The sequence below is a fragment of the Thiomonas bhubaneswarensis genome (assembly GCF_001418255.1).
Lineage (GTDB): Bacteria > Pseudomonadota > Gammaproteobacteria > Burkholderiales > Burkholderiaceae_C > Thiomonas > Thiomonas bhubaneswarensis.
The window spans coordinates 102796-128411 of record NZ_LIPV01000005.1; the positions used below are offsets into that span (position 1 = coordinate 102796).

Consider the following 25616-nt stretch of genomic DNA (forward strand, 5'->3'; position numbering starts at 1 on the left):
ACTCAAGCGCCACCGAAAAAACGCTGCAGCACATACGCGAGTCCGCCCGTGAGCGAACCCACGCTCATGAACAGCGCGAAGATCACGATCAGCACCGGCCCCCAGCCGTTGGCACTGCGGCGGGCGCTGCCCTGATTCCAGCGCGCGTCCCAGCGTTCATCGGATGTCAACCCAATCACCAGGGTCTGCACGACCACGGCGATGACCACTGCGACGAACACCCCGAGCAGCACCCAGGTGAGCGCGTCGTCCCTGTGCTGGGGCACGAAACGCCACACCCCCAGCAAGCCGACGATGAACAGCGGGCCGTGCAGCCAGGCCCACCGGTCTTTCCATCCGTGCAGATAAAAGCGATGCCCACCGACGACACCGGTCACCAGCGCCAGCAAGGCCGCGAGGAATTTGCTTTTGAAAGCGGTTTGTGCGGTCATCATCGGTTTTCAGACGGGATCGGTTGTGGCGCCAGAGCCCAGCGCGCGTTGCATCAGCACCACGTCCAGCCAGCGATCGAATTTCCAGCCGACCGCGGGCATGCGCCCCGTCTCGGCAAAGCCTCGCGACCGATGCACGCCCATAGAGCCCGCATTCGCCGAATCGCCGATGACTGCGAGCATCTGCCGCGCTCCGCCGCGGGTGCATGCCTCGATCAAGGCATCGAGCAGTCGACCGCCCACCCCCTGGCCTTGGGTCTGCGGGGAGATGTAGATGGAATCCTCGACGGTGAAGCGATAGGCCTCCCGGGCCCGGAACCAGTTGGCATAGGCAAACCCAACGACGCCCTGACCGCCCACCGCGACCAGCCAGGGCAACTTGCGCGCCTGCACTTCCTCCCACCTGCGCCCCATCTCGGCCTCGTCGGGCGCCAGGGTTTCGAAAGTGCCCGTGCCGTGCAGCACATGGTGGCGGTAAATGGCGGTGATGGAGGGCAAATCCAGCGGCGCGGCGGCTCGAATGGTGATTTCAGACATGAAGTGCGATATCGATGAGGGTCGTGGTTATAATGAACAGTTTATTCGAGCGCTGCAAAATGGCCGCCCAGGCATGCCCATGAGGCTCTCACCCGGATTTGATCCTGGTCTTGGCGTCTTTGCAGCAGTCGCGCGACGCATGGCTCGAAGCCCCTGATGCGAGCCTGCATGATGGTCGGCCTCAGGTGCGACACCCGACATACCGCCTGCGATTCGTCGTCGGCCCTCATTTTTGACAAGGAAGCAAAATGGTTGTGATCCGTCTGACCCGTGCCGGCGCCAAGGCACGTCCCTTCTACCACATCGTGGCCACCGATTCGCGCAGCCGTCGTGACGGCCGCTACATCGAGCGCCTGGGCTACTACAACCCGGTGGCTCGTGGTGCCGAGGTGCCTTTGCACATCGCCACGGAGCGTCTGAACCACTGGACCAGCGTGGGCGCGCAGGTTTCGCCCACCGTGCAGCGTCTGGTCAAAGGCGCGCAGAAATCCGGTCAGGCTGCGGCCTGACCCAGGTTTGCGACCGACCGCGACCTGACCGTACCCTGCGGGTCGGCTGAATAGAGTTCTATTCGGTCGGCCCGCGGTTTTTTCTGTTGCCGCCCAGCCCATGAGCCTTCCAGACGACCTGTTTCTCGTCGGCCATGTCCTCGATGCCTGGGGTGTGCGAGGCTGGGTGAAGGTCGCCCCCGATGCGCCGGATGCCGCAGCCCTGCTCAAGGCCAAGACCTGGTGGCTGAGCCGCCCGGGCTTCGAAGACGCAGCACCGTTCCCTGTGCGCCTGGCCAGACGCCACGGCAGCGCTCTGGTGGCCCTGTTTGAAGGCATGAACGACCGTAACGCCGCCGAGGCCCTTCGCGGTCGGCAGATTGCGGTACGACGCGCCGATTTCCCCCCACCGGGCGACGACGAGTTCTACTGGGCCGATCTGATCGGCTGTCGGGTCCGCACCCCCGAAGGCGCCGATCTCGGCGAGGTGACGGGTCTGATGGAGAGCGCGGCTCACGCCATTCTCCGCGTGCAGATCCCGCAGCCCGGCACCGACGCTAAACCGCGGGAGCGCCTGATTCCGTTCGTCGATGCCTACATCGTCTCGGTCGATCTGCCGAGCAAGACGATCGTCGCCTCCTGGGACGCCAGCTACGACTGACCCCCATGCTGCGCGTCGATGTCGTCAGCCTGTTTCCCGAATACTTCGAGCCGCTGAAGCATCACGGCGTCTCGCGGCGCGCTTTCGACTCGGGCCAGCTCCGCCTGCGATGCTGGAATCCACGCGATTTCACCTCGGACCCGCATCGCACCATCGACGACCGCCCCTACGGCGGCGGCCCTGGCATGGTCATGCTGGCCGCACCTCTGGAGCAGACGCTGGACGCGATCGCCGCCGACCGGCAACGCGCGGGCGGCGCTGATGCGCCGGTCTGGCTGTTCTCGCCCACAGGACGCCGCATCGATCAGCGCCTCGTCGAAGACCTGGCGCGATCCGAGGGTGTGACCCTGATATGCGCCCGTTACGAAGGCGTCGATCAGCGCCTCATCGACCACCGCGTGGACCTCGAGGTGAGCCTCGGCGACTTTGTGCTCTCGGGCGGCGAGATACCGGCACTGGCGCTGCTCGACGCGGCCTGTCGGCTCTTGCCGGGTGTGCTCGGAAGCGCCGATTCGGCCCAGCAGGACAGCTTTGCCAACGGCTTGCTCGACTGCCCGCACTACACCCGACCCGAGAACCATCGCGGTCACCTCGTGCCGGAAGCGCTGCTCAGCGGCGATCACGCACGCATCGCGCAGTGGCGCAGGGAACAGTCCTTGCGCCTCACGCTGCAACGGCGTCCCGATCTGATCGCGCGGTTGCATCAATCGGGCCAGCTCAGCCAGAAAGATCTGCGAGTCCTTTCGGCCTTGGGTTATACTCCACAGGTTTGATCCTCTGCTGGCCCGCCTGCGTGGCGCGCACTGAAGTGCCGAAACCCACGCGACAACCAAAACCCTTCCTACTTCGGTCGGCAAGATCATTGGAGAGCTTGAAATGAATTTGATCGCCACCTTGGAACAGGAAGAAATCGCCCGCGTCAGCGCAGGCAAGTCCTTTCCCCAGTTCAACCCCGGCGACACGGTCATCGTGTCCGTCAAAGTGGTTGAAGGCAACCGCAAACGTAACCAAGCCTATGAGGGCGTGGTCATCGCCAAGCGCAACCGTGGGCTGAATTCCAGCTTCATCGTGCGCAAGATCTCTGCTGGTGAAGGGGTGGAGCGCACCTTCCAGCTCTATTCGCCGCAGATCGCGTCGATCGAGGTGAAGCGCCGTGGCGACGTGCGCCGCGCCAAGCTGTACTACCTGCGCGATCGTTCGGGCAAGTCCGCTCGCATCAAGGAAAAGCTGGTGCTCAAGTCTGCCGCCGCTGCGCAGGCCAGCGCGTCTGCCGAGGCCTGATCCGCAAGGTCTTGCCGGTCGTTGAGGCCGGATCGCACCCCGAAGCCGACCTGCCCTGCAAGTCGGCTTTTTTGTTTTCGGCCCACCGTGTCTTCAAACCGATTCGCGACCATCGCCCCCGAAAGCGCCCGACTTATCGGGCGCGACGATGCGCTGCCCGCCGTCGGGGAGGAACTGCTGGCCCCGGATCGCCTTCGCCAGCGCTTCGCGTCGCAGCCATCCTGGACGCCGGAACTCTTCGAGGACTCCCTGCGCCTGCATGCCCAGCCGCTCCGCGGCGCTGCCGTGCTCATCGCCCTGGTGCAGCGCCCTCAGGGCTTGCAGGTGCTCCTCACCCGCCGCAATCTCCATCTGCATGAGCATGCGGGGCAGATCAGCTTTCCAGGTGGACGCTGCGACCGTCAGGACCTGCACCCGGCGGTGACGGCCCTGCGCGAGGCTCACGAGGAGATCGGCCTGCGGCCAGCCGGCGCCGAAATCCTCGGCACCCTGCCGCTTTACTGCACCGCCTCGCGCTATGCCGTCACGCCGGTCGTCGCGCTGATTTCCAGCACTGAGGGGCTGCATCCCCATCCCGATGAAGTGAGTGAGCTGTTCGAAGTTCCCCTGGCGTTTCTCATGGATCCGCGGCACCACGAACACCGGGAGTGGACTGTGCCGAGCAACTCGGTGGAGCAAACGATGCTCAATCCGATCCCATCGCGCCGCCGGTTTCTGGTCATGCCCTACGTCGTCGGCGATCGCAGTTACATCATCTGGGGTGCCACGGCAGCCATGCTGCGCAATCTCTACCGACTGCTGATTGCGTAGGATAGACGCATGGCTTTTCTCTCCGTTCTCATTGCCCTGCTTGTCGAGCAACTCAAACCCCTGGGCCGCGGCAGTGCCGTCTACCGCTTGCGCCAGAGCCTGGCCGATCTGGCCTCGCGCAACTTCGACGCTGGGCAATCGCAGCATGGCGTGGCCGCCTGGTTCATCGCCGTGCTGCTGCCGGCGCTGGTGACGCTGGCCATCTACCTGCTCGCGCTGCATTACAGCCTTTTGCTGGCGCTGGCGTGGAATATCGTCGTGCTCTATTTCACCCTGGGCTTTCGTCAGTTCAGCCACTACTTCACCGACATTCAGGACGCGCTCAACCACCAGGATGCCGAGACGGCGCGCAGCCTGCTTCGCCAGTGGAAAGCGCTCGACACCGTGGACATGAGCCCGAGCGACGTCACCCAACAGACCATCGAACATGCCCTGGTGTCGGTGCAGCGTTATGTACTGGGGGTGTTTTTCTGGTTCATCCTCCCCATCGGACCTGCTGGCGCGGTGCTCTATCGCCTGAGCGACTATGTCGCAGGCAAATGGAACAGTGCCGACAGCGAGGCGAGCGCGGCGCTGCGCGTGTTCGCGCAGCGGGCCTTTGACCTTCTCGACTGGGTGCCGTCGCGGTTGACAGCCATCGGTTATGCCATCGTGGGCAATTTCGAGGACGCCGTCGACATCTGGCGGGGCTATTCGCAGCTCTGGCCGAACCGCAATACCGGCGTCATGCTGGCTTCGGCGGCGGGCGCCGTGGGCATTCGCCTGGGGGCGACCGCCGGGGCGCCTCCCGCCGCGCCCACCGAACCGGGCTGGACGCAGGAGAGCGAAGGCCAGCCACCCGGCGCGTCCACGGCGATGCCCGGCGCCATTCCTCAACCGGCCCACTTGCGCAGCGTGGTGGGCCTGGTCTGGCGTTCGGTGCTGCTGTGGATGTTGCTGCTGGCCATGCTCAGCGTGGTCAGCTGGGTGAGCTGACCACGGGCCACACCCCCTTGCTCGTCAGTGAGCGAGCAGAGCATTCACCCGGCGCACATACGCCGCCGGATCGTCGAGCTGACCGCCTTCGGCGAGCAGCGCCTGATCAAACACCACCTGCGCCAGATCGTCGGCATGCGCCGCGTCGGCCACCACGCGCTTGATCAGCACATGCTCGGGGTTGATTTCAAGCACCGGTTTTGACGCGGGCATCTCGTCGCGTCCGGCCTGCTTGAGCAGGCGGGCCAGATGCGTGCTCATGCCGTCGTCGGTGGCAACCAGACAGGCCGGGGAATCGACCAGACGCTCGGAGATCCTCACGTCCTGCACACGTTCGCCCAGAGCCGCCTTGAAGCGCTCGATCAAGGCCTTGTGGTCTTCGGATTGGGCCGCCTCGTCCTTCTTCTCGGCCTCATCCTCGGCGCCCTTCACCTCGCTGAGGTCAACCGCGCCACGCGCCACCGATTGCAGCGGCTTGCCGTCGAATTCGTGGAGGAAGCCCAGCATCCATTCGTCCACCCGATCCGTCAGCAGCAGCACTTCGATGCCCTTCTTGCGGAAGATTTCGAGCTGAGGGCTGGAGCGAGCGATCTTGGGCGTCTCGGCGGTGATGTAGTAGATGGCCTTTTGCCCCTCTTTCATGCGGCTGACGTAGTCGGCCAGAGACACATTCGGCGTGTCGCTCTCGCTGTGGGTCGAAACCGCGCGCAGCAGCTTGGCCAGGCGCTCGCGGTTGGCGAAGTCTTCGCCGAAGCCTTCCTTGAGCACCGCGCCGAACTCGCCCCAGAACGCGGCGTACTTGTCGCGCTCGGCCTGATCGTCGCTGCCCGCCATGTCTTCGAGCATGGACAGCACGCGCTTGACCGAGCCCTCGCGGATGGCGCGCACGTCACGGCTTTCCTGCAGCATTTCACGCGAGACGTTCAGCGGCAGATCGGCGCTGTCGATCACTCCGCGCACGAAGCGCAGGTAGGTGGGCATCAGGCTCTCGGCGTCGTCGGTGATGAACACGCGCTTCACATACAGCTTGACCCCGGCCTTCTGCTGCCTGTCCCACAGATCCATCGGCGCCTTGGCGGGGATGTAGAGCAACTGGGTGTATTCGCTGCGCCCTTCCACCCGGTTGTGCGTCCAGCGCAGCGGCGGGTTGCCGTCTCCGCTGAGCTGTTTGTAGAACTCGAGATACTGTTCCTCGGTGATGTCGGACTTGCTGCGCGTCCACAGGGCTGCAGCGCTGTTGATCTGCTCCCATTCGTCGGTGGCGACGTATTTGCTCTGCTCGGCATCCCAGCGCTCCTTGCGCATTTCGATGGGCAGGGAGATATGGTCGGAGTATTTGCCGATGAGGTCCTTGAGCGTCCAGACTCGCAGGTATTTGTCGATCTTGTCCTCGTGCGGGGTGTCGTCGGCGTCGGCGCGCAGATGCAGGATGACGTCGGTGCCGCGCTTGGCCCGTGCGATCGTCTCCACGGTGAACTCGCCGGTGCCGTCCGACACCCAGCGCACGCCCTCGCCTTCGGCCATGCCGGCCTTGCGCGATTCGACGGTGATGCGGTCGGCCACCATGAAGCCGGAGTAAAAACCCACGCCGAACTGGCCGATGAGCGCGGCGTCGGGCTTTTGCTTGTCGCCCAGCTTCTGCATGAACTCGCGCGTGCCCGATTTGGCAATCGTGCCCAGATGCTCGACGGCGTCTTCCAGGCTCATGCCGATGCCGTTGTCGCTGATGGTGAGGGTGCGCTGCTCGGGATCGACGGCGATGCGGATGCGCAGATCGGCGTCGCCCTCCATCAGCGCCGGATCGTCGATCGCCTGAAAGCGCAGCTTGTCGCAGGCGTCGGACGCGTTGGAAATCAGCTCGCGCAGAAAGATGTCGCGGTTGGAGTACAGCGAGTGGGTGACCAGGTGCAGCAACTGACGGACTTCGGCCTGAAACGCATGCGTATGCGCCGCGGTCGGCGCTTGGGTGCTTTGTTCTGTGCTCATGGTGCCAAGAGTGGATGGAAAAAATCTGCGCCAGCAGTTGAGGCCTGGGCAAAAAAAATCAAGAGCCGCCAACGCTCCGAGCCTGAGCAACGGCCAACACCGCGGCAAGCCGGGGCAGCGCGCGCAGGGCGTTGGCCGTGGTCTGCGCCGCGGTGTGCGGCAGCGTCCAGCCGCGCAACTCCGCGAGCGTCTGCGCGATGCGCGCCACTTGCTGCGGCGTGTTCGGCTCGGCGGGGACGTCGGCATCCTGCTGCGCGGCACGCGGCCGGTAGAGCCAGACGGGCGGGATGTCGGGCGCATCGGTTTCGAGCACGGGCACCGTATCCGGCACGGTCGCGGCCAGACGGCGGATGTTGAGCGCGCGCTCGAAGGTCATGGCTCCGCCGAAACCCAGCGCGAACCCTAGGTCGATGAAACCCTGGGCCTGCTGCGCACTGCCGTTGAAGGCATGGGCGATACCGGCCGGACGACCGGCGGCAAAGCCGTGACGGCGCAACCCGGCGAGCAGCGCGTCCTGCGACTTGCGCACATGCAGGATGACGGGCAGATCGAAGTCTCGGGCCAGACGCAGTTGCGCCGCATAGAAGTGCTGCTGGCGTTCGCGGTCCAGGCCGGGCACGAAAAAGTCCAGCCCGATTTCGCCGATACCGACGAAATGCGGATCGTGCAGCGCCCGCTCCACGGTCTGCCGCAGCTCGTCGAGGTCAGTGTCCAGCGCACGACCGACATACAGCGGGTGGATGCCCAGCGCGTAAGCCCAGCCGCTGGCGCGCGCCAGGGTCTGCACGGTGGCGAAGTTGGCCTTCTCCACTGCCGGAATCACGCCGCAGGCCACGCCGACAAGGCGCGCGCGCTCTGCCGCCACTGCACCCCGTCCTTCGAATTCACCCGCGTCGAGATGCGCGTGGGTGTCCACCCAGATCGGCTCGAAGGGAGCGCTTGGCGCGGAACGAGGTATCAGAGACATGAACGGCAGGGTAAAAAATCACAAACTCGTCAAGCATTTTGCCCAAACATAGAGTCAGGCGCCTGAAAAATGAAGAAAATCATGGGTATACCGGAACCGGCTGCCAAGGCGCATGAAGCTTTAACCCATCCGGGCACCGCACTTCACCTGATCCGATCATGCAACGCCGACGCTTTCTTCAATCTCTCGCCCAGACCCGCCTGTTCTCCAACCCGCTGGGACGCCGAGGCCTGCTGGGCCTGGGCCTGCTCGCGGCGGGCAGCGGGCGTGCCATGGCGCAGACCGCCTGCACCTGCGGTGATTGTCCATCCTGTCTGCAAGGCACGGCCGCTGCCAGCCCGGCGGACGCGCCATCGGTGGCTTTTTACTATGGCTCGCGCATTCCGGTGGACGACCTGCGGGCGTTCGACTGGGTGGTGCTGGAGCCACAGCACGCGCTGGCGCAAGACCCGAAGATCGTTTCCGCGCTCGGCCCCGACACCCTGGCGCTGGCTTATGTGTCGGTGGGCGAAGTCACGCCCGATCGCCCCTACTACGCCGACATGCCCAAGGCTTGGCTGCCCGCCTCGAATGCCGCCTGGGGCTCGAGGGTGGTCGACCAGACGGCCGCCGGCTGGCCCGCATTTCTGCGCGAACGCATCGTCAAACCGCTGTGGGATGCGGGCTTTCGCGCGTTTTTCCTCGACACCCTCGACTCCTACCAACTGCTCGCCAAAACGCCCGCCCAGCGCCAGCAGCAGGCCCAGGCGCTCACCGAAACCCTGCGCGGGCTGGTGGCTGCTTTTCCCGGCATCCGGCTGATGCTCAACCGCGGCTTCGAGCTGGTGGATGCCACGCTGGCGCCCAGCATCGTGGCGGTCGCCGCCGAGTCGCTCTACCGCGGCTGGAATCAGGGCGATTCGTCCTTTGTAGAGGTCGCCGCAGCCGACCGGGAATGGCTGCTGGCACGCTTTGCCGAGATGCGCGGGCAGTTCAAGCTGCCCGGCATCGCCATCGATTACTGCGCGCCGAAGGATCGCGCGCTGGCGCGGCAGACCGCGCAAAAAATCGCCGCGCATGGGCTCATTCCCTGGGTGGCCGATCCACAACTCGAAAGCCTGGGCGTGGGCAGTGTGGAACTGGTGCCAAGGCGTGTGCTGCTTCTGCACTCCTGCGAACAAGGCGACAGCCCCGAACTGCAATTACAGAGCGCGCATCTGTACGGCGCCATGCCGCTGGAATACCTCGGCCTGGTGCCCGAATACCGCTTCGTGGGAGCACCCGCCATCACCGAGCCGCTGGCCGGGCGCTATGCGGCCATCGTGCTCTACCCCGACGACGGCAAGGTGTCCGGCGAGGTGCGGACCATGCTCAGACGGGCGCAGGCCGAAGGCGTACCCGTGGCGATCCTGGGCTACACCGACTTCGACGTGCTGGCCGAACTGGGCGCGATGGTCGGCGAGGGCCAGCTTGCCGCACCGATCGCGGTGCAGCGCCAGCCGGGCACGCCCAATGGCGAGGTCATTCCGCTGATCACCGCACAGAACTCGGTTCCGCTGGCCGCTGGTCCAGGCGCTCAGGTCTGGCTGCGAGCCACCGGCGCCGACGGTCAGGTGATGGACGGCGCCGCCATCACGCCCTGGGGTGGGTATGCGCTGGGATCGTTTGGCGTCTTCAACCTCCCCGGCAACACCGGCACCCGCTGGTCGGTGGAGCCGATCGCCTTTTTCCGTGCGGCGCTGCGCGTGGGGCAAGACCCCATGCCCGATATCACCACCCGCACCGGACGCCGGGTGTTTTTTGTGCATTTCGACGGCGACGGCTGGCCCAACGCCTGCGACCGGCCTGGCTCGCCGCTGGCCTGCGAAGTGCTGGTGAGCGAATTCCTCGAAAAGTACAAGGTGCCCACGCTGGCCTCGGTCATCATCGGCGAGATCAGCCACGAAGGGCTGTACCCCAAGACCGCCGACACCAGCCAGAAATGGGCCAAACGCATGTATGCCCTGCCCTGGATCGAAGTCGGTAGCCACACCTGGAGCCATCCCTTCAACTGGGTCGAGGCCAGCAAGACGCACAGCCTGGGTACGCCGAGCAAGGCCTACCCCTACGGTTTTTACCTGCCCCTGCCCAACTACACCTTCAGCACCCGCAGCAATGTCATCGGCGCGGCGGAGTACATCGACGACAAGCTCTGCCCGCCGGGCAAGAAGTGCAACATGATTCTGTGGCCGGGTGACTGCAATCCGCCCAACGAGGCTGTGGCCATGGCCTACGAGTACGGCCTTGGCAACATCAATGGCGGGGGCGCGCCGATCAGCAAGACCCGGCCCACGCTGTCGGACATCTGGCCAATGGGCATTCCCAAGGGCAAGTATTTCCAAGTCTATGCGCCGTGCTCGAACGAGGAGGATTACACGCACAATTGGACCGGCCCCTACTTCGGTTTCGAGCGCGTGATCGAGAGCTATCAGATGACCGATACTCCCCGCCGCTTCAAGCCCATCGACGTTTACTACCACCCCTACATCGTGACCAAGGCCGCTGGCGCCAAGAGTCTGCACACCGTCTATCAATGGGTTCTCAAGCAACCGACCCACGCCATCTACGGCCATCAATACTTCCGCAGTGTCAACGACTGGCGGCGGGCCACGGTGGCCAGGCGGCTGGCCGGAGGCTGGCGGTTGCGCGGCGGCGCCGAGTTGCGACAGTGGTGCCAGCCGATGGGAGCCACCCCGCCGCAACTGGCGCAGTGCCAGCACGTCGTCGGCTGGAACACGCATGGCGAGCAGCGCTACATCCACGTCAGCACCGGGCAGGCGGTGCTGCTGACCGGCACCGAAGGCGCGGCCGCGCCGCGGCTGGTCGAGGCCAACGCCGATGTCCGGCGCTGGGAGATGCAGACCGACGGCAGCGTGCGGATCGAACTGCAGGGGCATCTGCCCGTCGAGGCGGAGTTCCAGCTTCCCGCCGGGTGGACGGCGCAGACGGCAGCCGCCCAACAGGACAAAACCGACAAAGGGTTGCGCGTGCGCGCCAGCACCACCGCGCTTGCCCTCACGCTGCGCCGGGCCTGACCGACAATAGGCCCCAATGCCGGACACCAAGCGCCTTGCCCCTCGCGACCCGCTGCACATCTCGCCCGATGACCCGCGGCGCAGCAGGTTGTTTCCGCGCGGCACGCTGCTGGGGTTGGGCCTGCTCTGTGTCGGTACGTTGGCGCTGGTCTACCCTGGGCAGCGGCTCATGCAGCTGCTGGCTTCGAGCCCCGACAACACCCTGGCCATCGATTACCTGCGCCACCTGGTCGATCTGCGCGGCGGAGACATCGACCTGCGACTGATGCTGGCGCAACGCTACGAGAGAATCGGCCGTCAGCAGCAGGCGCTCGACACTCTGGGCAACCTGCAAAGCCCGCAGGCCGACGCACTGCGGCTGAAAATCTGGAAGACCCGCTGGTTCGACGCCCGCGCTCTGGGGCATCGCGCTGAAGAAGCGCAGGCCCGGCAGGCGCTCTCCGCCCTGCTTCAGCGCACCACGCCCACCCGCTTCACCGAGTGGCGCGACACCCTGCTGCTTCTGCAGGGCCTGGACGAACCCAAGGCGGTGCAGCGTCTGGCGGCGATGGTCACCCATTTCCTGCCGCTGCCACCCGCGGCGGCCATGCAGGCCGCACAGTTGCTCGTAGGGCTGCACGCCGACGCGCTGGCGGCGCAGGTGCTGTTCGATACCGCCAAGACCCAGGTCACCGATGCCGAGCGCCAAACCCTGCTCCAGGCCGGGGCTCGGGCGCTGCTGGCCTCGGGGCAACCGAAGCTGGCCTACCAGCGCACCGCGGCGGCGATGCAAGGCTTGAAGCCCGCGCCGACGATGGCCTGGTTCATGGTGCAGCTGGCACTGGGCGCCAACCAGCCGCAGAACGCCGTGCTCTGGCTGCGGCAGGCCGTCGATCTCGATCAGCCCGCGCCACAGCTCGGCAGGGCACTCACCCCGGCACAGCGCGAACTGGCCTGGCAGGTCCTGCTGGCCGGTGGCGACCTGGCGGGCGCGGTGCGCATGGCCGACGCCGCGCTGGCCCAATCTCCCGACCGCGCCTGGGCCGAGCGCCGCGCGCAGGTGCTCGAATGGAGTGGCAAGCCCGACGCCGCGATGCAGCAATGGATCGCCTTGCTGCGTGCCCAGTTCAGCCAGCACGCGCTCGATGAACTGCGTCGCCTTGCGCTGGCACTGCATTCCAGCAGCGGCATGGACGTCTACTGGGAGCAGCGCGCCGCGCGCGGCACCCTTCTTACTACCGACGAATGGCTGCAATACGCCCAGGCGCTGGAAGTGCGCGGCCACCCGGAGCAGGCGGTGCGCATCCTGCGGCAGGCGTCGGCGAAAGAACCCGGAGTCCTGACCGCTCTGGCCTGGCTGCTGGGCAATATGGGCGAGGTCGAGGCGTCGCTCTCCACCTATGCACAGGCGCTGCAGCGTGGCTCGCTCGACCTGCGCGGCAGCATCGACTACGCCATCGCCCTGCTGCAAAGCGGCCAGTTCGCGCAGGCGCGGCAGGTGCTCGAAGCCACGCAGCGCCTGCCGGGCGCCGACGATCTGCGCGCCACGCACCAGGGTCTACTGGGCGACATCGCCTGGGACATGGGCGAATCGCGCAGCGCCGAGGAGGCTTACGACAGCATCTGGCAAAGCCTCGCACTGCGCGACCGCATCAAGCCCTATCAGCTTCAGCGTCTCATCGCCCTGGTGCAGAAATCGCAGGGCGACGCCGCTGCGCTGCGCCTGCTGCCGCAGGCCTGGGCGCGCTCGCCCTCGGAGGCGCTGGGGCTGCTCTGGCTGCAGTCGCTGGTGCGCCAGCCCAGCCTGCAGGGCATCGACACCTGGCAGCGCATGGTGCTGGGCAGCGAAGCCGGGGCTCCGCTGCGCCATGATGCGCAGATGTATGCCGCACGTGCTCAGGTCTGGCGCGGGCTGGGCCGCACCGATCTGGCCCTGGCCGACCTGCGCGAGGCGCTGCGACTTGATCCACGCAACACCGACAACCAGATCGCCCTGCTGTGGATGCTGATCGACGCCAACCAGCTCGACGCCTTGCGGCAGGACATGGCGCTTTACAGCCGCAGCCTGACGGGCCTGCCCGAAGGGCTCGACGTGCTCAGCGCCGCGGCGCAGACGGTGGGCGATACCGCTGCCGCTTTGCGCTACAGCCAGCCGCTCTACCCGCGCAAGAAGTCCGATGCGCTGTGGCTGCTCAACTACGGCGATCTGCTGGCCCAGGCGGGCGACAGCCGTCGCGCCCGGGCCGCCTACGATCAGTCCTGGCGCCTGTTGCAGCGCCCGTCGGCCGCCGCACCTGCCGCAGCCAAGGGCGGCACCGACCGCACGCTTGACCCGCTGCTGGCACGACTGCGCCTGAGTCATGGTCGCCTCGACGGCGCAGGCCAGCAGGCGCTGCTGGCGCAGTTGCGCGACAAGCTGCACAGCGGCACGCTCAACGCGCAGCAGACCCTGCAAGCCAATGCCGCCATCGCCGACTGGCTGCTGCGTCTGGACACCGACTCCGCGGCGCGCTGGTGGCTGGCGCGGCGCGTGCTCACCCCGGCGGCGCGGCAGTCCATCGAGCTGCAGATGGCCCTGCGCGAAGGTGACCGCGAGACCGTCCGCCGCCTGCTGCAGCAAGGCGCTGCACGCCATCTGCTGCCACAAGACAGGGCTGAGGCCGAGCGCATCGCCGGTCATCCCATGCAATCGCTGGCCGAGGCCGAGCAAGTGCTGGAGCAAGCCGCCGAACGCGGCCAGGACAACCCGGCGCTGCAAGGCCTGGCAAGGCAGACCGCAGAGCAGCAGCTCGCGCTGGCGCATCGCGCCACACTCACAATGGAGCACCGACAAATCGACAACGTGGTGCGCCAGGGACCGGTGCTGCGGCTGTCGCTGCAACTGAGCGGCCAGTGGCGGGTACAGGCGCAAGCCAGCCGACAGGCCATGCACAGCAACAACACCGAGGCGCTGGTCGGCGTGCCCTCGACCTGGAATGACGCGCAGTTCGGCCTGCAGTGGCAGGGCGAGCGCTCGCGCCTGGGGGGCACCCTCTCGCACAACACCGCGGTGGGCAGCCTCAACGGCTGGCGCCTCGACGGCAGCACCCGCCTGCCCGGACAGATCGAGGCGCAGGTGCAGGCCGAATACCACGCGGTGGCCGATGAGTCCGGCCCGTTGCAGATCGCGGGCAGCCGCGACCGGCTGCAGCTGCGGCTGTCGCGCGATTTCGGCCGGGTCTGGGCGAACGTGAGCACTGCGGTGATGTCGTATGACACCCGCCGCGGCAATCCGCTGGGGCATGGCACCAGCACCCAGTTCGAACTGGGTCTGTGGCTGCGCCGCCAGGAGCCCGATCTCAGCGTCAAGCTGCTGGGCTATTCCAACCGGTTCAGCGCCAACGCCGGGCCACCACTGCCCGACTACGCGCCTCTGGTGCCGGGCGGTGGCGCGCCCACCGCCGCGTTCTTCATGCCCGCCGGCGACGACGTCTTCGGCCTGGGGCTGGGTTTCAACATGGCGCACGGCGACACCTACACCCGGCGCTGGCTGCCCTATGCCGAGGTCGATGTGCTGCAATCACGCCGGTTGGGGCTGACCAACAACCTGAATCTGGGCATCCACGGGCCGCTGTTCGGGCCCGATGAACTGTCCTTCAGTTACCAGCGCCAACAGAACACCTCGGGCCTGAACCGGCAGTGGAATCTGCAATACCGTTTATGGTTCGGTCGATGACCGCGTTCTTGTCACCCTGATGAAGCAGGAGAGTTCCATGACCCCATCCTCCCCCACTCGCCGCGTCTTGCTCGGCATCGCTGGTTCCGCGGCCGTGCTGCTTGCCGGTTGCGCCGTCACCGCGCTGCCCGGACAGTCGCTCACCGTGCCCGCCGACGCCAAGTTCGCGGTGCTTCCCCTGAGCAATGCCACCGACGTGCCGCTGGTCGAGCGCCGGGCACAGGCGATCACGGTGTCGCTGCTGCAGCAAAAAGGGCTGCGCAATGTGCTGGTCTATCCGCAAAAGAGCGGCGACAACCCGCTGGAGGCCGAACCCGTGGTGAACCCGGCGCAGGCTCTGGCCTGGGCCAGGCAGCAGGGCGCACGCTACGCGTTGTCGGGCACAGTCACCGAATGGCGCTACAAGACCGGGGTGGACAGCGAGCCCGCCGTGGGCATCACCCTGCAGGTGACCGACTTACCCACCGGCGAGGTGGTCTGGAGCGCCAGCGGCGGACGGTCGGGCTGGGGCTATCAGGCGCTGGCCGCCGTGGGGCAGTCGCAGATCGAAGCCTTGCTGCGCGGCATCCGCTTGACGGCAGCCCAACCCACCGCGGCAAAGTGAGCACGTCGCGCACGCACACGCACCGGGCATGAAACTCGACAAACTCTCCACCCGCGTCACCCGCCGCATGCGCAGCGAATCGGCGCTCATGCGCTGGCGCTGGCTGCGCTACTGGCGACCCAACACGCAGTCGGGGCGGCTGGTCGCCATGGTCGAGAGCGTGCTGCTGCCGGTGCTGGTGCTGTGGCTCGGACATCTGCTGCGCCCGCTCGACCCGCTAGGCGCGCATGCCGGATTTCCCTGGTCCTGGTTCGGCCCGTGGCTGATCGCGGTGCGCTACGGCGCGGGCTACGGCCTGTTCGGCGTGGCGTTCTACGCCGCCTTCTGGAAGTTTTCGCCGATGCTGCTCGGCTCGGCTGCGAACAGCGCATTTCCGGCCGAGTTCTTTCTCGGCGGCATGCTGATGACGCTGATCCTGGGCGAGTTCGGCGCGGCCTTCCGCAACCGTCAGGTGCTGCACCGCGAAGTGACCAAAGACCTGACCGCGCGGCTGGAGCGCACCAAGCGGCGTCTGTTCGTCGTCAAGGAGGCGCTGTCCACGCTGGAACAGGAGCTGACCGACCGCCCCATGACCCTGCGCGACGCCCTGCTCGACCTGCGCCGCACCTTCGCCTTTCAGGGCAATCGCGCCGCGCTGCCCGCCCCTGCCACCACGCCGGGCCTGCCTGCGGCTGCGCCGCTGCCCGATCCGCGCGCCTTCCTGCAACTGCTCAGCCAGTCGTGCCGGCTAGTGGAAGCCGGCATCTTCGTGCGCGAGATCAGCCCGCAGGGCCTGCAATGGCGGCTGGCGGCTTCGCTCGGCCAGGCGCTGCCGGCGCTCGACGTCGACGATGTGCTGATCAACCGCGTGCTGGAATCGCACCAGTCGGTACATATCGCCCAGGCTGCGCTCAACACCTCCGAGACCAACCCCTGGGTATTCGCCGCCCCATTGCGGCTCGACGAATACGACGAAGTCGATGCCCTGCTGGCGGTGCACGACATGCCCTTCATGGCGTTCGAGGAAAACAATCTGCAACGCCTGCAGGTGCTGTGCGCCTCCTACCTCGACTTCAGCCAGCTCGAACTCACGGTCGAGGATGTGCGCTCGGCCTGGGTGCAGGCGCCCATCAGCCTGCAGCAGGAATGGGCCCAGCTCAGCGAGCTTGGGCAGCGCTTCAAGTTGCGCAGCTATTGCGCCGTCTGGAGCGGACAGGGCCGCGTCAGTGACGATGTGCTGGCCGAGTTCGCCGGCATGCAGCCGGTGGAGAGTTCCACCTGGACGCTCAAGGGACGCGGCGGCAAACCGGCGCTGGTGGTGCTGCTGCCGCTGCTTAGCGCCGCCGGGCTGGCCAACTACCGACGCGACATGATCACGCAACTCGGGCAGATTCTCGGCCGCAGCAATCAGCGCCCCGATCAGGCCTTCGATCTCGACTTTCTCGAGGTTGCAGGGCCGGGCGGCTTCCTGGAACTCAAGCGCCTGCTCAGCAGCGCCGCACCGGCGCCAGGCGCGGCAGCCGAATCGGGCAAGGCATGAACCCGCTGTTCTACAAGCTCGGTTCGGTCATCGTCCTGCTGGAGACCGCGGCGGCCTGGCTGCTGGTCAGCCGTGACGATGTCGACCTCATGGCGTTCTGGCTGGTGCATGGCGCGGCTGCGGTACTGGTCGGCCTGCTGCTGTGGACGCTGCTGCCCGCCGATCTGCGCCGCCCGCGTCGGCTGTCGCTGAGCCTGCTTACCCTGCTGGCGCTGTTCTTCCCCATCGTCGGCGTCTTCGGTCTGCTGATCGCCGCGCGGCTGGCGCAGTGGCTGCCGCAACGGCACAAAGCTACTGACCACTTGCGCGAGGCGCCGCAACTGCAGGTGTTCTCCGTATCGCACCTCGACGACGACCAGCGCCGCGATCTGCCTGCCGGGCAGACCGCGCGCATCGCGCGCGACCAGAGCCAGCCCCAGGCACAGCGCATCCGCGCGGTGCTGGCACTGCGCGAGATGTCTCCGCGCATGACGCTGCCGGTGCTGCGACGCCTGCTTTCCGACCCTGACGAAGAAATCCGCCTGCTCGCCTACGGCATCAGCAATACCTGGGAGCAGCGCCTGACCGACAGCCTGCAGGACGCGCAGCGCGAACTGGAGATCCATCGCCACGGCAGCAGCGGCCCGGCACTGGCGCGCGCGGCACAGCGGGTGGCCGAACTGCAGATGGAGTTCATTTATCAGGGTCTGGCGCAGGGTGATCTGCGCGATTTCGCGCTGCAGCAGGCTCTGCACTACTGCGGCATGGCGCGTGACGCCCTGCCACAAGACACCGGCCTGCAGATGATGTACCTGCGGCTGTCCTTGGCCGCGGGCAAGACCGAAGACGCACGCCGCGTGCTCGAACGCCTCGCGGCGGAAGGCGCCAGCGCCACCCTGTGGCGTCCCTATGCCGCCGAGCTGGAGTGGACCCTGCGCCATTTCAACCGCATCTCAGCCACGCTGGCCCCGCTGGGCACGCGCCAGGTGGCACCGCGCCTGCGTCCCGTCGTGCGCGTGTGGCAGACGCTGACCGAGCCTCAGGCCGCCCCCCTGACCATCGGCGATGCCCCGGCCGTGCGTCGGCCAGGCGATACGGCCCCCAGACCGGCCAAAGGCTCTGAGCCGTCAGTCCCAGGTGCCGACGACGCATTGCTGCTGAGTTGAACCCCCGGTGAATCGAGCCCCCATGTCCCGACCCGACTTTTCCGACACCCAGCCACAGCCGCACGAGGCCGACGCCGACATCGACGTCATGCTGCTGCTCGAGGGCACCTACCCCTATGTCTCGGGCGGGGTGTCGAGCTGGGTGCACCAGATCGTCAGTGGCTTTCCGCACCTGCGGTTTCATCTGGTGTTCCTCGGTTCGCGCGAAGAAGATTACGGCAAGCAGCGCTACCAGTTGCCGCCCAATGTGGCCGGGCTCACCCACCACTATTTGTTCAGCGATGCCGTGCTGCCCGCAGCGCATGAAGAACGCGGAGACGCCCAGACGGCCCAGCTCGTGGAGCAACTGCACGAGCTGATCCGCGAAGGCAACGACCGCGACAGCCGCGCCGAGGTGCTTCGCGCCAGCCTGGAGGCCATGCAGGACAAGCTCGACCTGGATTACTTCCTGCACTCGCACCAGTCGTGGGCTTACCTCACTGCCCAGTATCAACTGCGCTGCACCGACCCGTCCTTCGTCGATTACTTCTGGACGGTGCGCACCATGCACACCCCCATCTGGACCCTGGCCACGCTGGCGCGCAAGCTGCCCCGGGCCAAGGTCTATCACACCGTGTCCACCGGCTATGCCGGGTATCTGGGCGCGGTGCTGGCGCGGCTGCACGACAAGCCGCTGATCCTGTCGGAGCACGGTATCTACACCAAGGAGCGGCGCATCGACCTGTTCTCGGCCAACTGGATCAGCGACAACACCCCGGTGCTCGAACGCACCGCGGGCGACGCCGGCTACTTCCGTCAGCTCTGGATCCGGCTGTTCGAGTCGCTCGGTCGCATGTGCTACGACGCCGCCGACCCGGTGATCGCGCTTTACGAAACCAACCGCCTGCGGCAGATCGCCGACGGCGCCAATCCGGTCACCACCTGCTGCATCGCCAACGGCATCAACGTGCCGCCGTTTGCCGCCACCCGCGCGCAGCGTCCGGCGCAGCCGCCGCTGGTGATGTGCCTGATCGGCCGCGTCGTGCCGATCAAGGACATCAAGACCTTCATCCGCGCCGTGCGCGTGGCGAGCAACCGCCTGCCCGGTCTCGAAGGCTGGATCGCCGGCCCCGAGGACGAACACCCCGAATACGCCCGCGAATGCCGGGAACTCGCCGCAAGCCTGCAACTGGGCGATACGCTCAAATTCCTCGGCTTCCAGCGCCTGACTGAACTGATGCCCAAGGTCGGCCTGGTCGTGCTGTCGTCCATCAGCGAGGCGCTGCCGCTGGTCATTCTCGAAGGCTATGCCGGCGGCGTGCCCTCGGTGACCACCGACGTGGGCTCGTGCCGCCAGCTTATCTACGGCCTGGGCGCGGAAGACGAAGCGCTGGGCGCCTCCGGCGACGTCGTCGGCATCGCCGACGCGCAGGCGCTGGGCGAGGCCTGCGCCGAGCTGCTGGGCGACACCGAACGCTGGCAGGCCGCCAGCCAGGCAGGCATCGCCCGCGTGGAGCGCTATTACACCCAGCCCATGATGTTCGACAACTACCGAGCCGTCTACGACGACGCCCTGCAGCGCAGCGCTGCCCGCGCCGCGGGCTTTCACGATTCGGTCGGCGCCGTGGCCACCTGGCTGCGCGGCGAACCGCCCCTTGATGAACCCGCCGCTGCCGCCGAGCCGCCTCAAGGCGGCGGCAGCCCCCCCGGGGGGCAGAGAGGGCAAAGCCCGAACGTGGGGGCCAACTAGATGGCCGGCATCGGCTTCGAGCTGCGCAAGCTGCTTCGCACCGAGTCCTATCTCGGGCTGCTGCGCGCTTACACCTACGCCTCGATCATCAGCTCCGGGCCGTGGGTGTTTTCCATCATCGGTCTCATCGCGGTGGGCGTGCTGTCGCTCGGCGTGGTCACGCCCGATGCGCTCATCACCCAGTTCCAGGTGACGGTGACCTATCTCATCATGGCCTCGCTCATCCTCACCGGCGGGTTGCAGCTGGGCTTCACCCGCTGGGTGGCCGACCGCTTGTTCGAGAAGCGCAAGGACGACATCGCCCCGGCCTATTTCGGCGTGGTGCTCGTCACCACCGCGGTCAGCGGCGGGCTGGGCTGGCTCACCGCACTGCTGGGCTTTCATGGCGTGAGCAATCTGTACCGCGTGCTCATCGTCGCCGGATTCACGCTGCTGTCCAATCTCTGGATCACCACGGTGTTCCTCTCGGGGCTGAAGCAGTACCGGGCCATCGTCGGGCTGTATGCGCTGGGTTATGGCATCTCGGTGCTGCTGTCCTACCTCTTCCGTCCCTGGGGACTGGAGGGACTGCTGCTGGGCTTTCTCGGCGGGCAGTTCATCATGTGGGTGCTGATGCTCTGGCTGGTGCTGCGCAACTTCCCCGTGGTGCGCCCCATCAGTCTGGCGTGCTTTCATCACAGGCAGATGTATCTCTCGCTGATTGCCGGCGGGGTGCTCTACAACCTGGGCGTATGGGCCGACAAGCTCACCTTCTGGTTCACCATGGGCACGTCCTCCCCAGTGATCGGGCCGCTGCGCGCTTCGACCATCTATGACCTGCCGGTGTTTCTCGCCTATCTGTGCGTCATCCCGGGCATGGGCATCTTTCTGGTGAAGTTCGAGACCGACTTCGTCGAGTGGTACGACAAGTTCTACACCGCCGTGCGCGAAGGCGGAGCGCTGCAGGACATCGCCCGCTATCACGACGGCATGCAGGGCGTGGTGCGTGAAGGGCTCTACCAGATCCTGAAGGTGCAGGCGCTGACGCTTCTGGCGGTCTACACCTTCGTGCCCTCGTTGTTTGCATGGATCGGCATCAGCAGTCTCTACATCCCGCTGTTCCTGGTGCAGGCCGTGGCGGCGAGCTTCCAGGTGATGCTGCTGGCCGTGCTCAACGTGTTCTATTACCTTGACCGCAGGCGCGACGTGGTCGTCATCACCGCCACGCTCACCGTGCTGAACTTCGCGCTGAGCATGCTCTCCATCCACCTCGGCCCGGCCTTCTTCGGCTATGGCTTCGGCGTGGCCCTGCTCATCACGCTGATGCTGGGCATGGGGCTGCTGCAACGCCTGTTTCGCAAGCTCGAATACCAGACCTTCATGCTGCAGTAGCCTCACCCTGAGCGGCTGCAAACGGCCTGGTTTGGGACTAGAGTTTGGGAGTTAACAAAACAGGAGACTCATCATGCTGGTCCACAAGATCCATCATGTTGCCTACCGCTGCAAGGACGCGCTGCAGACCGCACGCTGGTACGAGCAGCATCTGGGCATGAAGCTGGTGCTGTGCATCGCCGAAGACACCGTGCCCTCCACGGGCGAGGCCGATCCCTACATGCACATCTTTCTCGATGCGGGTCAGGGCAACATCCTGGCCTTTTTCGAGCTGCCCACGCAGCCCGCGATGGGGCGCGACCCCAACACCCCGATCTGGACCCAGCACCTCGCACTGGAGGTCGGCTCGATGGACGAACTTCTCGCCGCCAAGAAGCGGCTGCAAGAGGCCGGCATCGACGTGATCGGCCCCACCGACCACGCGCTGTTTCAGTCCATCTACTTCTTCGATCCCAACGGCCACCGCCTGGAACTGGCCTGCAACACCGCCAGCCCGAAGATGCTCGCCGCGCTCGACGCCGTGAAGTGGGACATGCTAGAAGAATGGGGCCGCACCCGCAAGGCCCCCAGACACGCCGCCTGGATGCACGACGGCCGTTACAAGGAGATGTTCCAGTGAGGCTGGCCACGCTCAAGACCACGTCGCCCGATGGCCAACTGGTCGTGGTGAACGACACCCTGACGCAGTGCCAGCCCGTGCCCGAGATCGCCCCCACCCTGCAGGCCGCGCTCGACGACTGGGCGCGCTGCGAGCCGCTGCTGCAGGGCGCGTCACAAGCGCTGCAGGCCGGACACGCCCGCCATGCCCGGCCCTTCGACCCTGCGGCCTGCCACTCGCCGCTGCCGCGCGCCTATCAGTGGGCCGACGGCTCGGCCTATCTCAACCACGTCGAGCTGGTGCGCAAGGCACGCAAGGCCGAAGTGCCCGCCACCTTCTACACCGACCCGCTGATGTACCAGGGCGGCTCCGATAGTTTCATCGCCCCCTGCGATCCCATTGTGGCGAAAGAGAGTTGGGGCATCGACTTCGAGGCCGAGGTGGCCGTCATCACCGGCGAGGTGCCGCTGGGCGCCACGCCTGCGCAGGCGGCGCAGGCCATCCGGCTGGTGCTGCTGGTCAACGACGTGTCGCTGCGCCATCTCATTCCGGCCGAGCTGGCCAAGGGCTTCGGCTTCTTTCAGAGCAAGCCCGCATCGGCTTTCAGCCCGGTGGCGCTCACGCCCGACGAACTCGGCGCCGCCTGGCGCGACCACAAGCTGCACTTGCCGCTGCGGGTGCAGGTCAACGGCAAGCCCTTCGGCCAACCGAACGCCGGGGTGGACATGAGCTTCGACTTCGCCCAGCTCATCGCCCACGCCGCCAAGACGCGACGACTGGCGCCGGGCAGCATCATCGGCTCAGGCACGGTGTCGAACAAACAGGGCGGGCTGTGGGGCTCCAAGGTCGAGCACGGCGGCGTGGGCTATGCCTGCATCGCCGAGGTTCGCATGTACGAAAGCATCGAACAGGGCGAGGCCGTCACGCCCTTTCTGCGCGACGGCGACTTGGTGGAGATCAGCATGCACGATGACCAGGGCAGGAGTCTGTTCGGCAGCATCCGCAACCGCGTGCAGGCGCTGCCGGAATGAAGCTCTACACCTACTTCCGCAGCTCGGCGGCCTATCGGGTGCGCATCGCCCTGCACCTCAAGGGGCTGGCGTTCGACGCGGTGCCGGTGCACCTGCTGCAGGGCGGCGGCCAGCAGCATGCCGCCGCCTACGCCGCGCTCAACCCGAACGAAACCGTGCCCACCCTGGACGACGACGGGCTGGTCCTGACTCAGTCGCTGGCCATCATCGAATATCTCGACGAGACCCACCCTGCCCCGCCGCTGCTGCCGGGCTCGGCCGCCGACCGCGCCCGCATCCGCGCCATCGCGCAAACGATCGCCTGCGACATTCACCCCATCAACAATCTGCGCGTGCTGCAGCACCTCACCCAAGCTTTCAGTCTGAGCGAGGCGCAAAAGAACGCCTGGTACTGCCATTGGGTCGAGCGCGGGTTGCAGACCGTGGAAAAGATGCTGGCCCGCGACCCGCGCACCGGCCGGTTCTGCCATGGCGACGCGCCCACGCTGGCCGACTGCTGTCTGGTGCCGCAGGTGTTCAACGCCCGGCGCTTCGGCTGCAGCGTGGCAGGGCTGAGCACCGTTCTGCGCATCGGTGCCGAATGCGAAAAGCTGGATGCGTTTGCCCGCGCCGCTCCTGGCAACCAACCCGACGCGGAGTGAGCAACCTCATACCGCCTCGTCCACCTCGCCTGGCAGCACCGCGCCGGCCTCGATCTCGGTCTGGGCGGCGGCTTGGGCGTACAGCGGGGTGAAGTCGGGCGCGGTGGCTTCAAACAACTGCTCGAAGCTGTCGATGATGAAGTAGGTCGCCTGAAAGGTGTCGATGCGGTAGCGGCTGCGTAGCAGGCGCGGCAGGTTGAAGCGCAGGCGCCGCGCCTGCGGGGTGTGCAGGCTGTGCTCCACTTCGCCCCCCGACGACAGAATGCCCGCGCCATAAATCCGCAAGCCCTGATCCGACCGGATCAGGCCGAACTCCACCGTGTACCAGTACAGCCGCGCCAGGTATTGCAGCGCATGCTGCCCCTGGGCCTTGAGGCCACCTTGGCCGAAGGCCTGCATGTAATCGGCGAAGCGGGGCTCGAACAACAGCGGCACATGGCCGAACAGGTCGTGAAACAGATCGGGCTCGACGATGTAGTCGAACTCCTCGGGTCTGCGCAGCCAGACCGTCACCGGAAAGCGCCTCTGGCTCAGCAGCGTGAAGAACGCCGACTCGGGAATCAGCCCGGGCACGGCCACGATCTCCCAGCCCGTCTTCGGCTTCAGCCGCGCGTTGATGTCCGCAAAGCGCGGAATGCCGCTGTGCGCCTGCAGATGCGGCAGGGCGCGGACAAAGGCCTCGCAAGCCCGCCCCGGCACCAGTGCCATCTGCCGCGCGTAGAGCCGGGCGAACAGCGCGTGCTGGTCGGCGGTGTAGCGCTCCCAATGCTGCGCGCAGGTGTAGTCGGCGCGGCAATGAGCGTAGTCGCCGCGGGGGGTGATGCTGGCTTCGCCATAGGTCACGGGCACGCTGGACATGATGGCCTCCGCGGCTCAGGCGGTTTGCGTCTCCAGCACGCCGCGGCGCATCTGATCGAGTTCGATGCTCTCGAACAGCGCCTTGAAGTTGCCCTCGCCGAAACCCTGATCGCCCTTGCGCTGGATGATCTCGAAAAAGATCGGGCCGATGACGGTCTGGGTGAAGATTTGCAGCAGCAATCGGCGTTGCGGTTGCGTCGCGCCATCGAGCAGGATGCGGTCGTCGCGCAGACGCTCCACCGCTTCGCCATGGCCGGGCAGGCGCTTGTCGAGCAACTCGTAATAGGTGTCGGGCGTGTCGAGAAACTGCACACCGGCGCGGCGCAGGTCTTCCACGGTGGCGTAGATGTCGTCGGTCGCCAGCGCGATGTGCTGGATGCCCTCGCCGTGATAGCGGTCGAGGTATTCCTGGATTTGCCCGGCCTTCTCCTGCCCCTCCTCGTTGATGGGGATGCGGATCTTGCCGCACGGGCTGGTCATGGCCTTGCTCTTGACCCCGGTCACCTGGCCCTCGATGTCGAAGTAGCGGATCTCGCGGAAGTTGAACAGCCGGGTGTAGAAATCGGCCCACTCACCCATGCGCCCGCGGTGCACGTTGTGGGTGAGGTGATCGATCTCGGTCAGGCCTGCACCAAAGTGCGCGTCGCTGGCATCGTCGATCGGCTCGAAGTCCACGTCGTAAATCGAGATGTCCCCGATCCCGCCAGACCGTCCGCCCTTGCCGCGCCAGCGGTCGACGAAGTAGATCAGGCTGTCGCCGATGCCCTTGATCGCTGGGATATTCAGCTCCATCGGGCCGCTGTGTGCGTCGAACCCCCAGGCGCCGAGCTCCAGCGCGCGCCGGTAGGCAGCCGCCGCGTCGTTCACGCGAAACGCAATGGCGCAGATGCTCGGACCGTGCAGCCGCACGAAACGCTGGGCGAACGAGTCGGGTTCAGCGTTGACGATGAAGTTGATGCCACCCTGGCTCCAGAGGGTCACATTCTTGTGGCGATGGCGAGCGACGGCCTTGAAGCCGAGTTGCTGGAACAGCGCGCCGAGCTGGGCGGGATCGGACGCCGCGTATTCGACGAACTCGAAGCCGTCGGTGCCCATGGGGTTGGAGGAAATGGCGGTATCCATGCAGTGCGCTCCTGGTTTGCGGGTGAGCGAAATCTAGGCCCAGGCCCGCGCAGGTTTTCGTCGTTCTGCGCGCGTTTTGAAAAGAATTCGGGTAAATCCTGCGCAGCATGGGCCA

The 25616-nt window shown here is 66.4% G+C and carries 22 protein-coding genes; 16 read left to right on the forward strand and 6 right to left on the reverse strand.

Annotated features, from left to right (window positions below):
- Positions 1-2: 2 nt before the first annotated feature.
- Both ASC45_RS07985 and ASC45_RS07990 read right to left on the reverse strand, forming a co-directional pair.
- Positions 3-431, reverse strand: coding sequence for a TM2 domain-containing protein (locus ASC45_RS07985; RefSeq protein WP_055450662.1), 429 nt, complete (start codon positions 429-431; stop codon positions 3-5).
- Positions 432-440: 9 nt separating this feature from the next.
- Positions 441-968 carry a GNAT family N-acetyltransferase gene (locus tag ASC45_RS07990; RefSeq protein ID WP_055450513.1) on the reverse strand — a complete coding sequence of 176 codons (528 nt, stop codon included), beginning with the start codon at positions 966-968 and terminating at the stop codon, positions 441-443.
- 248 nt (positions 969-1216) lie between these two features.
- On the opposite strand from ASC45_RS07990, the gene rpsP reads away from it, so the two are divergent.
- From rpsP to ASC45_RS08020, 6 genes are all read left to right on the forward strand, one after another.
- Complete coding sequence (gene rpsP / locus ASC45_RS07995) at positions 1217-1477, forward strand: 30S ribosomal protein S16 (protein WP_055450514.1); 261 nt, start codon at positions 1217-1219, stop codon at positions 1475-1477.
- A 100-nt stretch (positions 1478-1577) separates the two neighbouring features.
- Positions 1578-2117 (forward strand): ribosome maturation factor RimM, encoded by a 540-nt coding sequence (rimM, locus tag ASC45_RS08000; RefSeq protein ID WP_055450515.1) that lies wholly within the window; start codon positions 1578-1580, stop codon positions 2115-2117.
- A 5-nt stretch (positions 2118-2122) separates the two neighbouring features.
- Complete coding sequence (gene trmD / locus ASC45_RS08005; protein ID WP_174514710.1) at positions 2123-2890, forward strand: tRNA (guanosine(37)-N1)-methyltransferase TrmD; 768 nt, start codon at positions 2123-2125, stop codon at positions 2888-2890.
- Between the two features lie 103 nt (positions 2891-2993).
- Positions 2994-3398: a 50S ribosomal protein L19 gene (rplS, locus tag ASC45_RS08010; RefSeq protein ID WP_055450516.1), complete on the forward strand. Its 405-nt coding sequence runs from the start codon at positions 2994-2996 to the stop codon at positions 3396-3398.
- 87 nt (positions 3399-3485) lie between these two features.
- Positions 3486-4208 carry an NUDIX hydrolase gene (locus ASC45_RS08015; protein ID WP_055450517.1) on the forward strand — a complete coding sequence of 241 codons (723 nt, stop codon included), beginning with the start codon at positions 3486-3488 and terminating at the stop codon, positions 4206-4208.
- Positions 4209-4217: 9 nt separating this feature from the next.
- Complete coding sequence (locus tag ASC45_RS08020) at positions 4218-5183, forward strand: CobD/CbiB family protein (protein WP_055450518.1); 966 nt, start codon at positions 4218-4220, stop codon at positions 5181-5183.
- Positions 5184-5207: 24 nt separating this feature from the next.
- Here ASC45_RS08020 and htpG read toward each other — a convergent pair whose 3' ends face one another.
- Entirely contained in the window at positions 5208-7169 is a 1962-nt protein-coding gene (gene htpG, locus ASC45_RS08025) for a molecular chaperone HtpG (protein ID WP_055450519.1), read from the reverse strand.
- 58 nt (positions 7170-7227) lie between these two features.
- Entirely contained in the window at positions 7228-8091 is an 864-nt protein-coding gene (locus ASC45_RS08030) for a TatD family hydrolase (RefSeq protein WP_055450664.1), read from the reverse strand.
- 203 nt (positions 8092-8294) lie between these two features.
- Between ASC45_RS08030 and ASC45_RS08035 the strand changes: the two genes are divergently transcribed.
- The 10 genes from ASC45_RS08035 (at position 8295) to maiA (ending at position 23521) form a co-directional block, all read left to right on the forward strand.
- Positions 8295-11189, forward strand: coding sequence for a bifunctional glycoside hydrolase/polysaccharide deacetylase family protein (locus ASC45_RS08035; RefSeq protein ID WP_055450520.1), 2895 nt, complete (start codon positions 8295-8297; stop codon positions 11187-11189).
- A 16-nt stretch (positions 11190-11205) separates the two neighbouring features.
- Positions 11206-14883 (forward strand): tetratricopeptide repeat protein, encoded by a 3678-nt coding sequence (locus ASC45_RS08040; protein ID WP_055450521.1) that lies wholly within the window; start codon positions 11206-11208, stop codon positions 14881-14883.
- A 37-nt stretch (positions 14884-14920) separates the two neighbouring features.
- On the forward strand, positions 14921-15487 hold the full coding sequence (locus tag ASC45_RS08045; protein WP_072243015.1) for a penicillin-binding protein activator LpoB: 567 nt from the start codon (positions 14921-14923) through the stop codon (positions 15485-15487).
- A gap of 28 nt (positions 15488-15515) precedes the next feature.
- A complete protein-coding gene (locus ASC45_RS08050; protein WP_055450523.1) occupies positions 15516-17006 on the forward strand; it encodes a hypothetical protein in 1491 nt (496 codons plus the stop codon).
- Positions 17003-18151, forward strand: coding sequence for a hypothetical protein (locus tag ASC45_RS08055; protein ID WP_055450524.1), 1149 nt, complete (start codon positions 17003-17005; stop codon positions 18149-18151). Before ASC45_RS08050 ends, ASC45_RS08055 begins: the two co-directional genes overlap by 4 nt.
- 22 nt (positions 18152-18173) lie before the next feature.
- Entirely contained in the window at positions 18174-19880 is a 1707-nt protein-coding gene (pelF, locus tag ASC45_RS08060) for a GT4 family glycosyltransferase PelF (RefSeq protein ID WP_055450525.1), read from the forward strand.
- Complete coding sequence (gene pelG / locus ASC45_RS08065) at positions 19881-21251, forward strand: exopolysaccharide Pel transporter PelG (RefSeq protein WP_055450526.1); 1371 nt, start codon at positions 19881-19883, stop codon at positions 21249-21251.
- A 73-nt stretch (positions 21252-21324) separates the two neighbouring features.
- Positions 21325-21870 carry a VOC family protein gene (locus tag ASC45_RS08070; protein WP_055450527.1) on the forward strand — a complete coding sequence of 182 codons (546 nt, stop codon included), beginning with the start codon at positions 21325-21327 and terminating at the stop codon, positions 21868-21870.
- Entirely contained in the window at positions 21867-22880 is a 1014-nt protein-coding gene (locus ASC45_RS08075) for a fumarylacetoacetate hydrolase family protein (protein WP_055450528.1), read from the forward strand. Before ASC45_RS08070 ends, ASC45_RS08075 begins: the two co-directional genes overlap by 4 nt.
- Entirely contained in the window at positions 22877-23521 is a 645-nt protein-coding gene (gene maiA, locus ASC45_RS08080) for a maleylacetoacetate isomerase (protein ID WP_055450529.1), read from the forward strand. Before ASC45_RS08075 ends, maiA begins: the two co-directional genes overlap by 4 nt.
- Before the next feature lie 6 nt (positions 23522-23527).
- Here maiA and phhA read toward each other — a convergent pair whose 3' ends face one another.
- A complete protein-coding gene (phhA, locus tag ASC45_RS08085; protein ID WP_055450530.1) occupies positions 23528-24379 on the reverse strand; it encodes a phenylalanine 4-monooxygenase in 852 nt (283 codons plus the stop codon).
- Between the two features lie 15 nt (positions 24380-24394).
- Complete coding sequence (gene hppD, locus ASC45_RS08090; RefSeq protein WP_055450531.1) at positions 24395-25501, reverse strand: 4-hydroxyphenylpyruvate dioxygenase; 1107 nt, start codon at positions 25499-25501, stop codon at positions 24395-24397.
- Between the last annotated feature and the right edge of the window lie 115 nt (positions 25502-25616).

Excerpts from the sequence above, each read along its gene's own strand:
- ASC45_RS08070 (WP_055450527.1), top strand. The coding sequence starts at position 21,325 with ATGCTGGTCCACAAGATCCATCATGTTGCCTACCGCTGCAAGGACGCG.
- rplS (WP_055450516.1), top strand. The coding sequence starts at position 2,994 with ATGAATTTGATCGCCACCTTGGAACAGGAAGAAATCGCCCGCGTCAGC.
- ASC45_RS07985 (WP_055450662.1), bottom strand. The coding sequence starts at position 431 with ATGACCGCACAAACCGCTTTCAAAAGCAAATTCCTCGCGGCCTTGCTG.
- hppD (WP_055450531.1), bottom strand. The coding sequence starts at position 25,501 with ATGGATACCGCCATTTCCTCCAACCCCATGGGCACCGACGGCTTCGAG.
- rimM (WP_055450515.1), top strand. The coding sequence starts at position 1,578 with ATGAGCCTTCCAGACGACCTGTTTCTCGTCGGCCATGTCCTCGATGCC.
- pelF (WP_055450525.1), top strand. The coding sequence starts at position 18,174 with ATGTCCCGACCCGACTTTTCCGACACCCAGCCACAGCCGCACGAGGCC.
- ASC45_RS08040 (WP_055450521.1), top strand. The coding sequence starts at position 11,206 with ATGCCGGACACCAAGCGCCTTGCCCCTCGCGACCCGCTGCACATCTCG.
- phhA (WP_055450530.1), bottom strand. The coding sequence starts at position 24,379 with ATGTCCAGCGTGCCCGTGACCTATGGCGAAGCCAGCATCACCCCCCGC.
- ASC45_RS08055 (WP_055450524.1), top strand. The coding sequence starts at position 17,003 with ATGAACCCGCTGTTCTACAAGCTCGGTTCGGTCATCGTCCTGCTGGAG.
- ASC45_RS08020 (WP_055450518.1), top strand. The coding sequence starts at position 4,218 with ATGGCTTTTCTCTCCGTTCTCATTGCCCTGCTTGTCGAGCAACTCAAA.
- htpG (WP_055450519.1), bottom strand. The coding sequence starts at position 7,169 with ATGAGCACAGAACAAAGCACCCAAGCGCCGACCGCGGCGCATACGCAT.
- ASC45_RS08045 (WP_072243015.1), top strand. The coding sequence starts at position 14,921 with ATGACCCCATCCTCCCCCACTCGCCGCGTCTTGCTCGGCATCGCTGGT.
- ASC45_RS08035 (WP_055450520.1), top strand. The coding sequence starts at position 8,295 with ATGCAACGCCGACGCTTTCTTCAATCTCTCGCCCAGACCCGCCTGTTC.
- ASC45_RS07990 (WP_055450513.1), bottom strand. The coding sequence starts at position 968 with ATGTCTGAAATCACCATTCGAGCCGCCGCGCCGCTGGATTTGCCCTCC.
- ASC45_RS08050 (WP_055450523.1), top strand. The coding sequence starts at position 15,516 with ATGAAACTCGACAAACTCTCCACCCGCGTCACCCGCCGCATGCGCAGC.
- pelG (WP_055450526.1), top strand. The coding sequence starts at position 19,881 with ATGGCCGGCATCGGCTTCGAGCTGCGCAAGCTGCTTCGCACCGAGTCC.
- trmD (WP_174514710.1), top strand. The coding sequence starts at position 2,123 with ATGCTGCGCGTCGATGTCGTCAGCCTGTTTCCCGAATACTTCGAGCCG.
- rpsP (WP_055450514.1), top strand. The coding sequence starts at position 1,217 with ATGGTTGTGATCCGTCTGACCCGTGCCGGCGCCAAGGCACGTCCCTTC.
- maiA (WP_055450529.1), top strand. The coding sequence starts at position 22,877 with ATGAAGCTCTACACCTACTTCCGCAGCTCGGCGGCCTATCGGGTGCGC.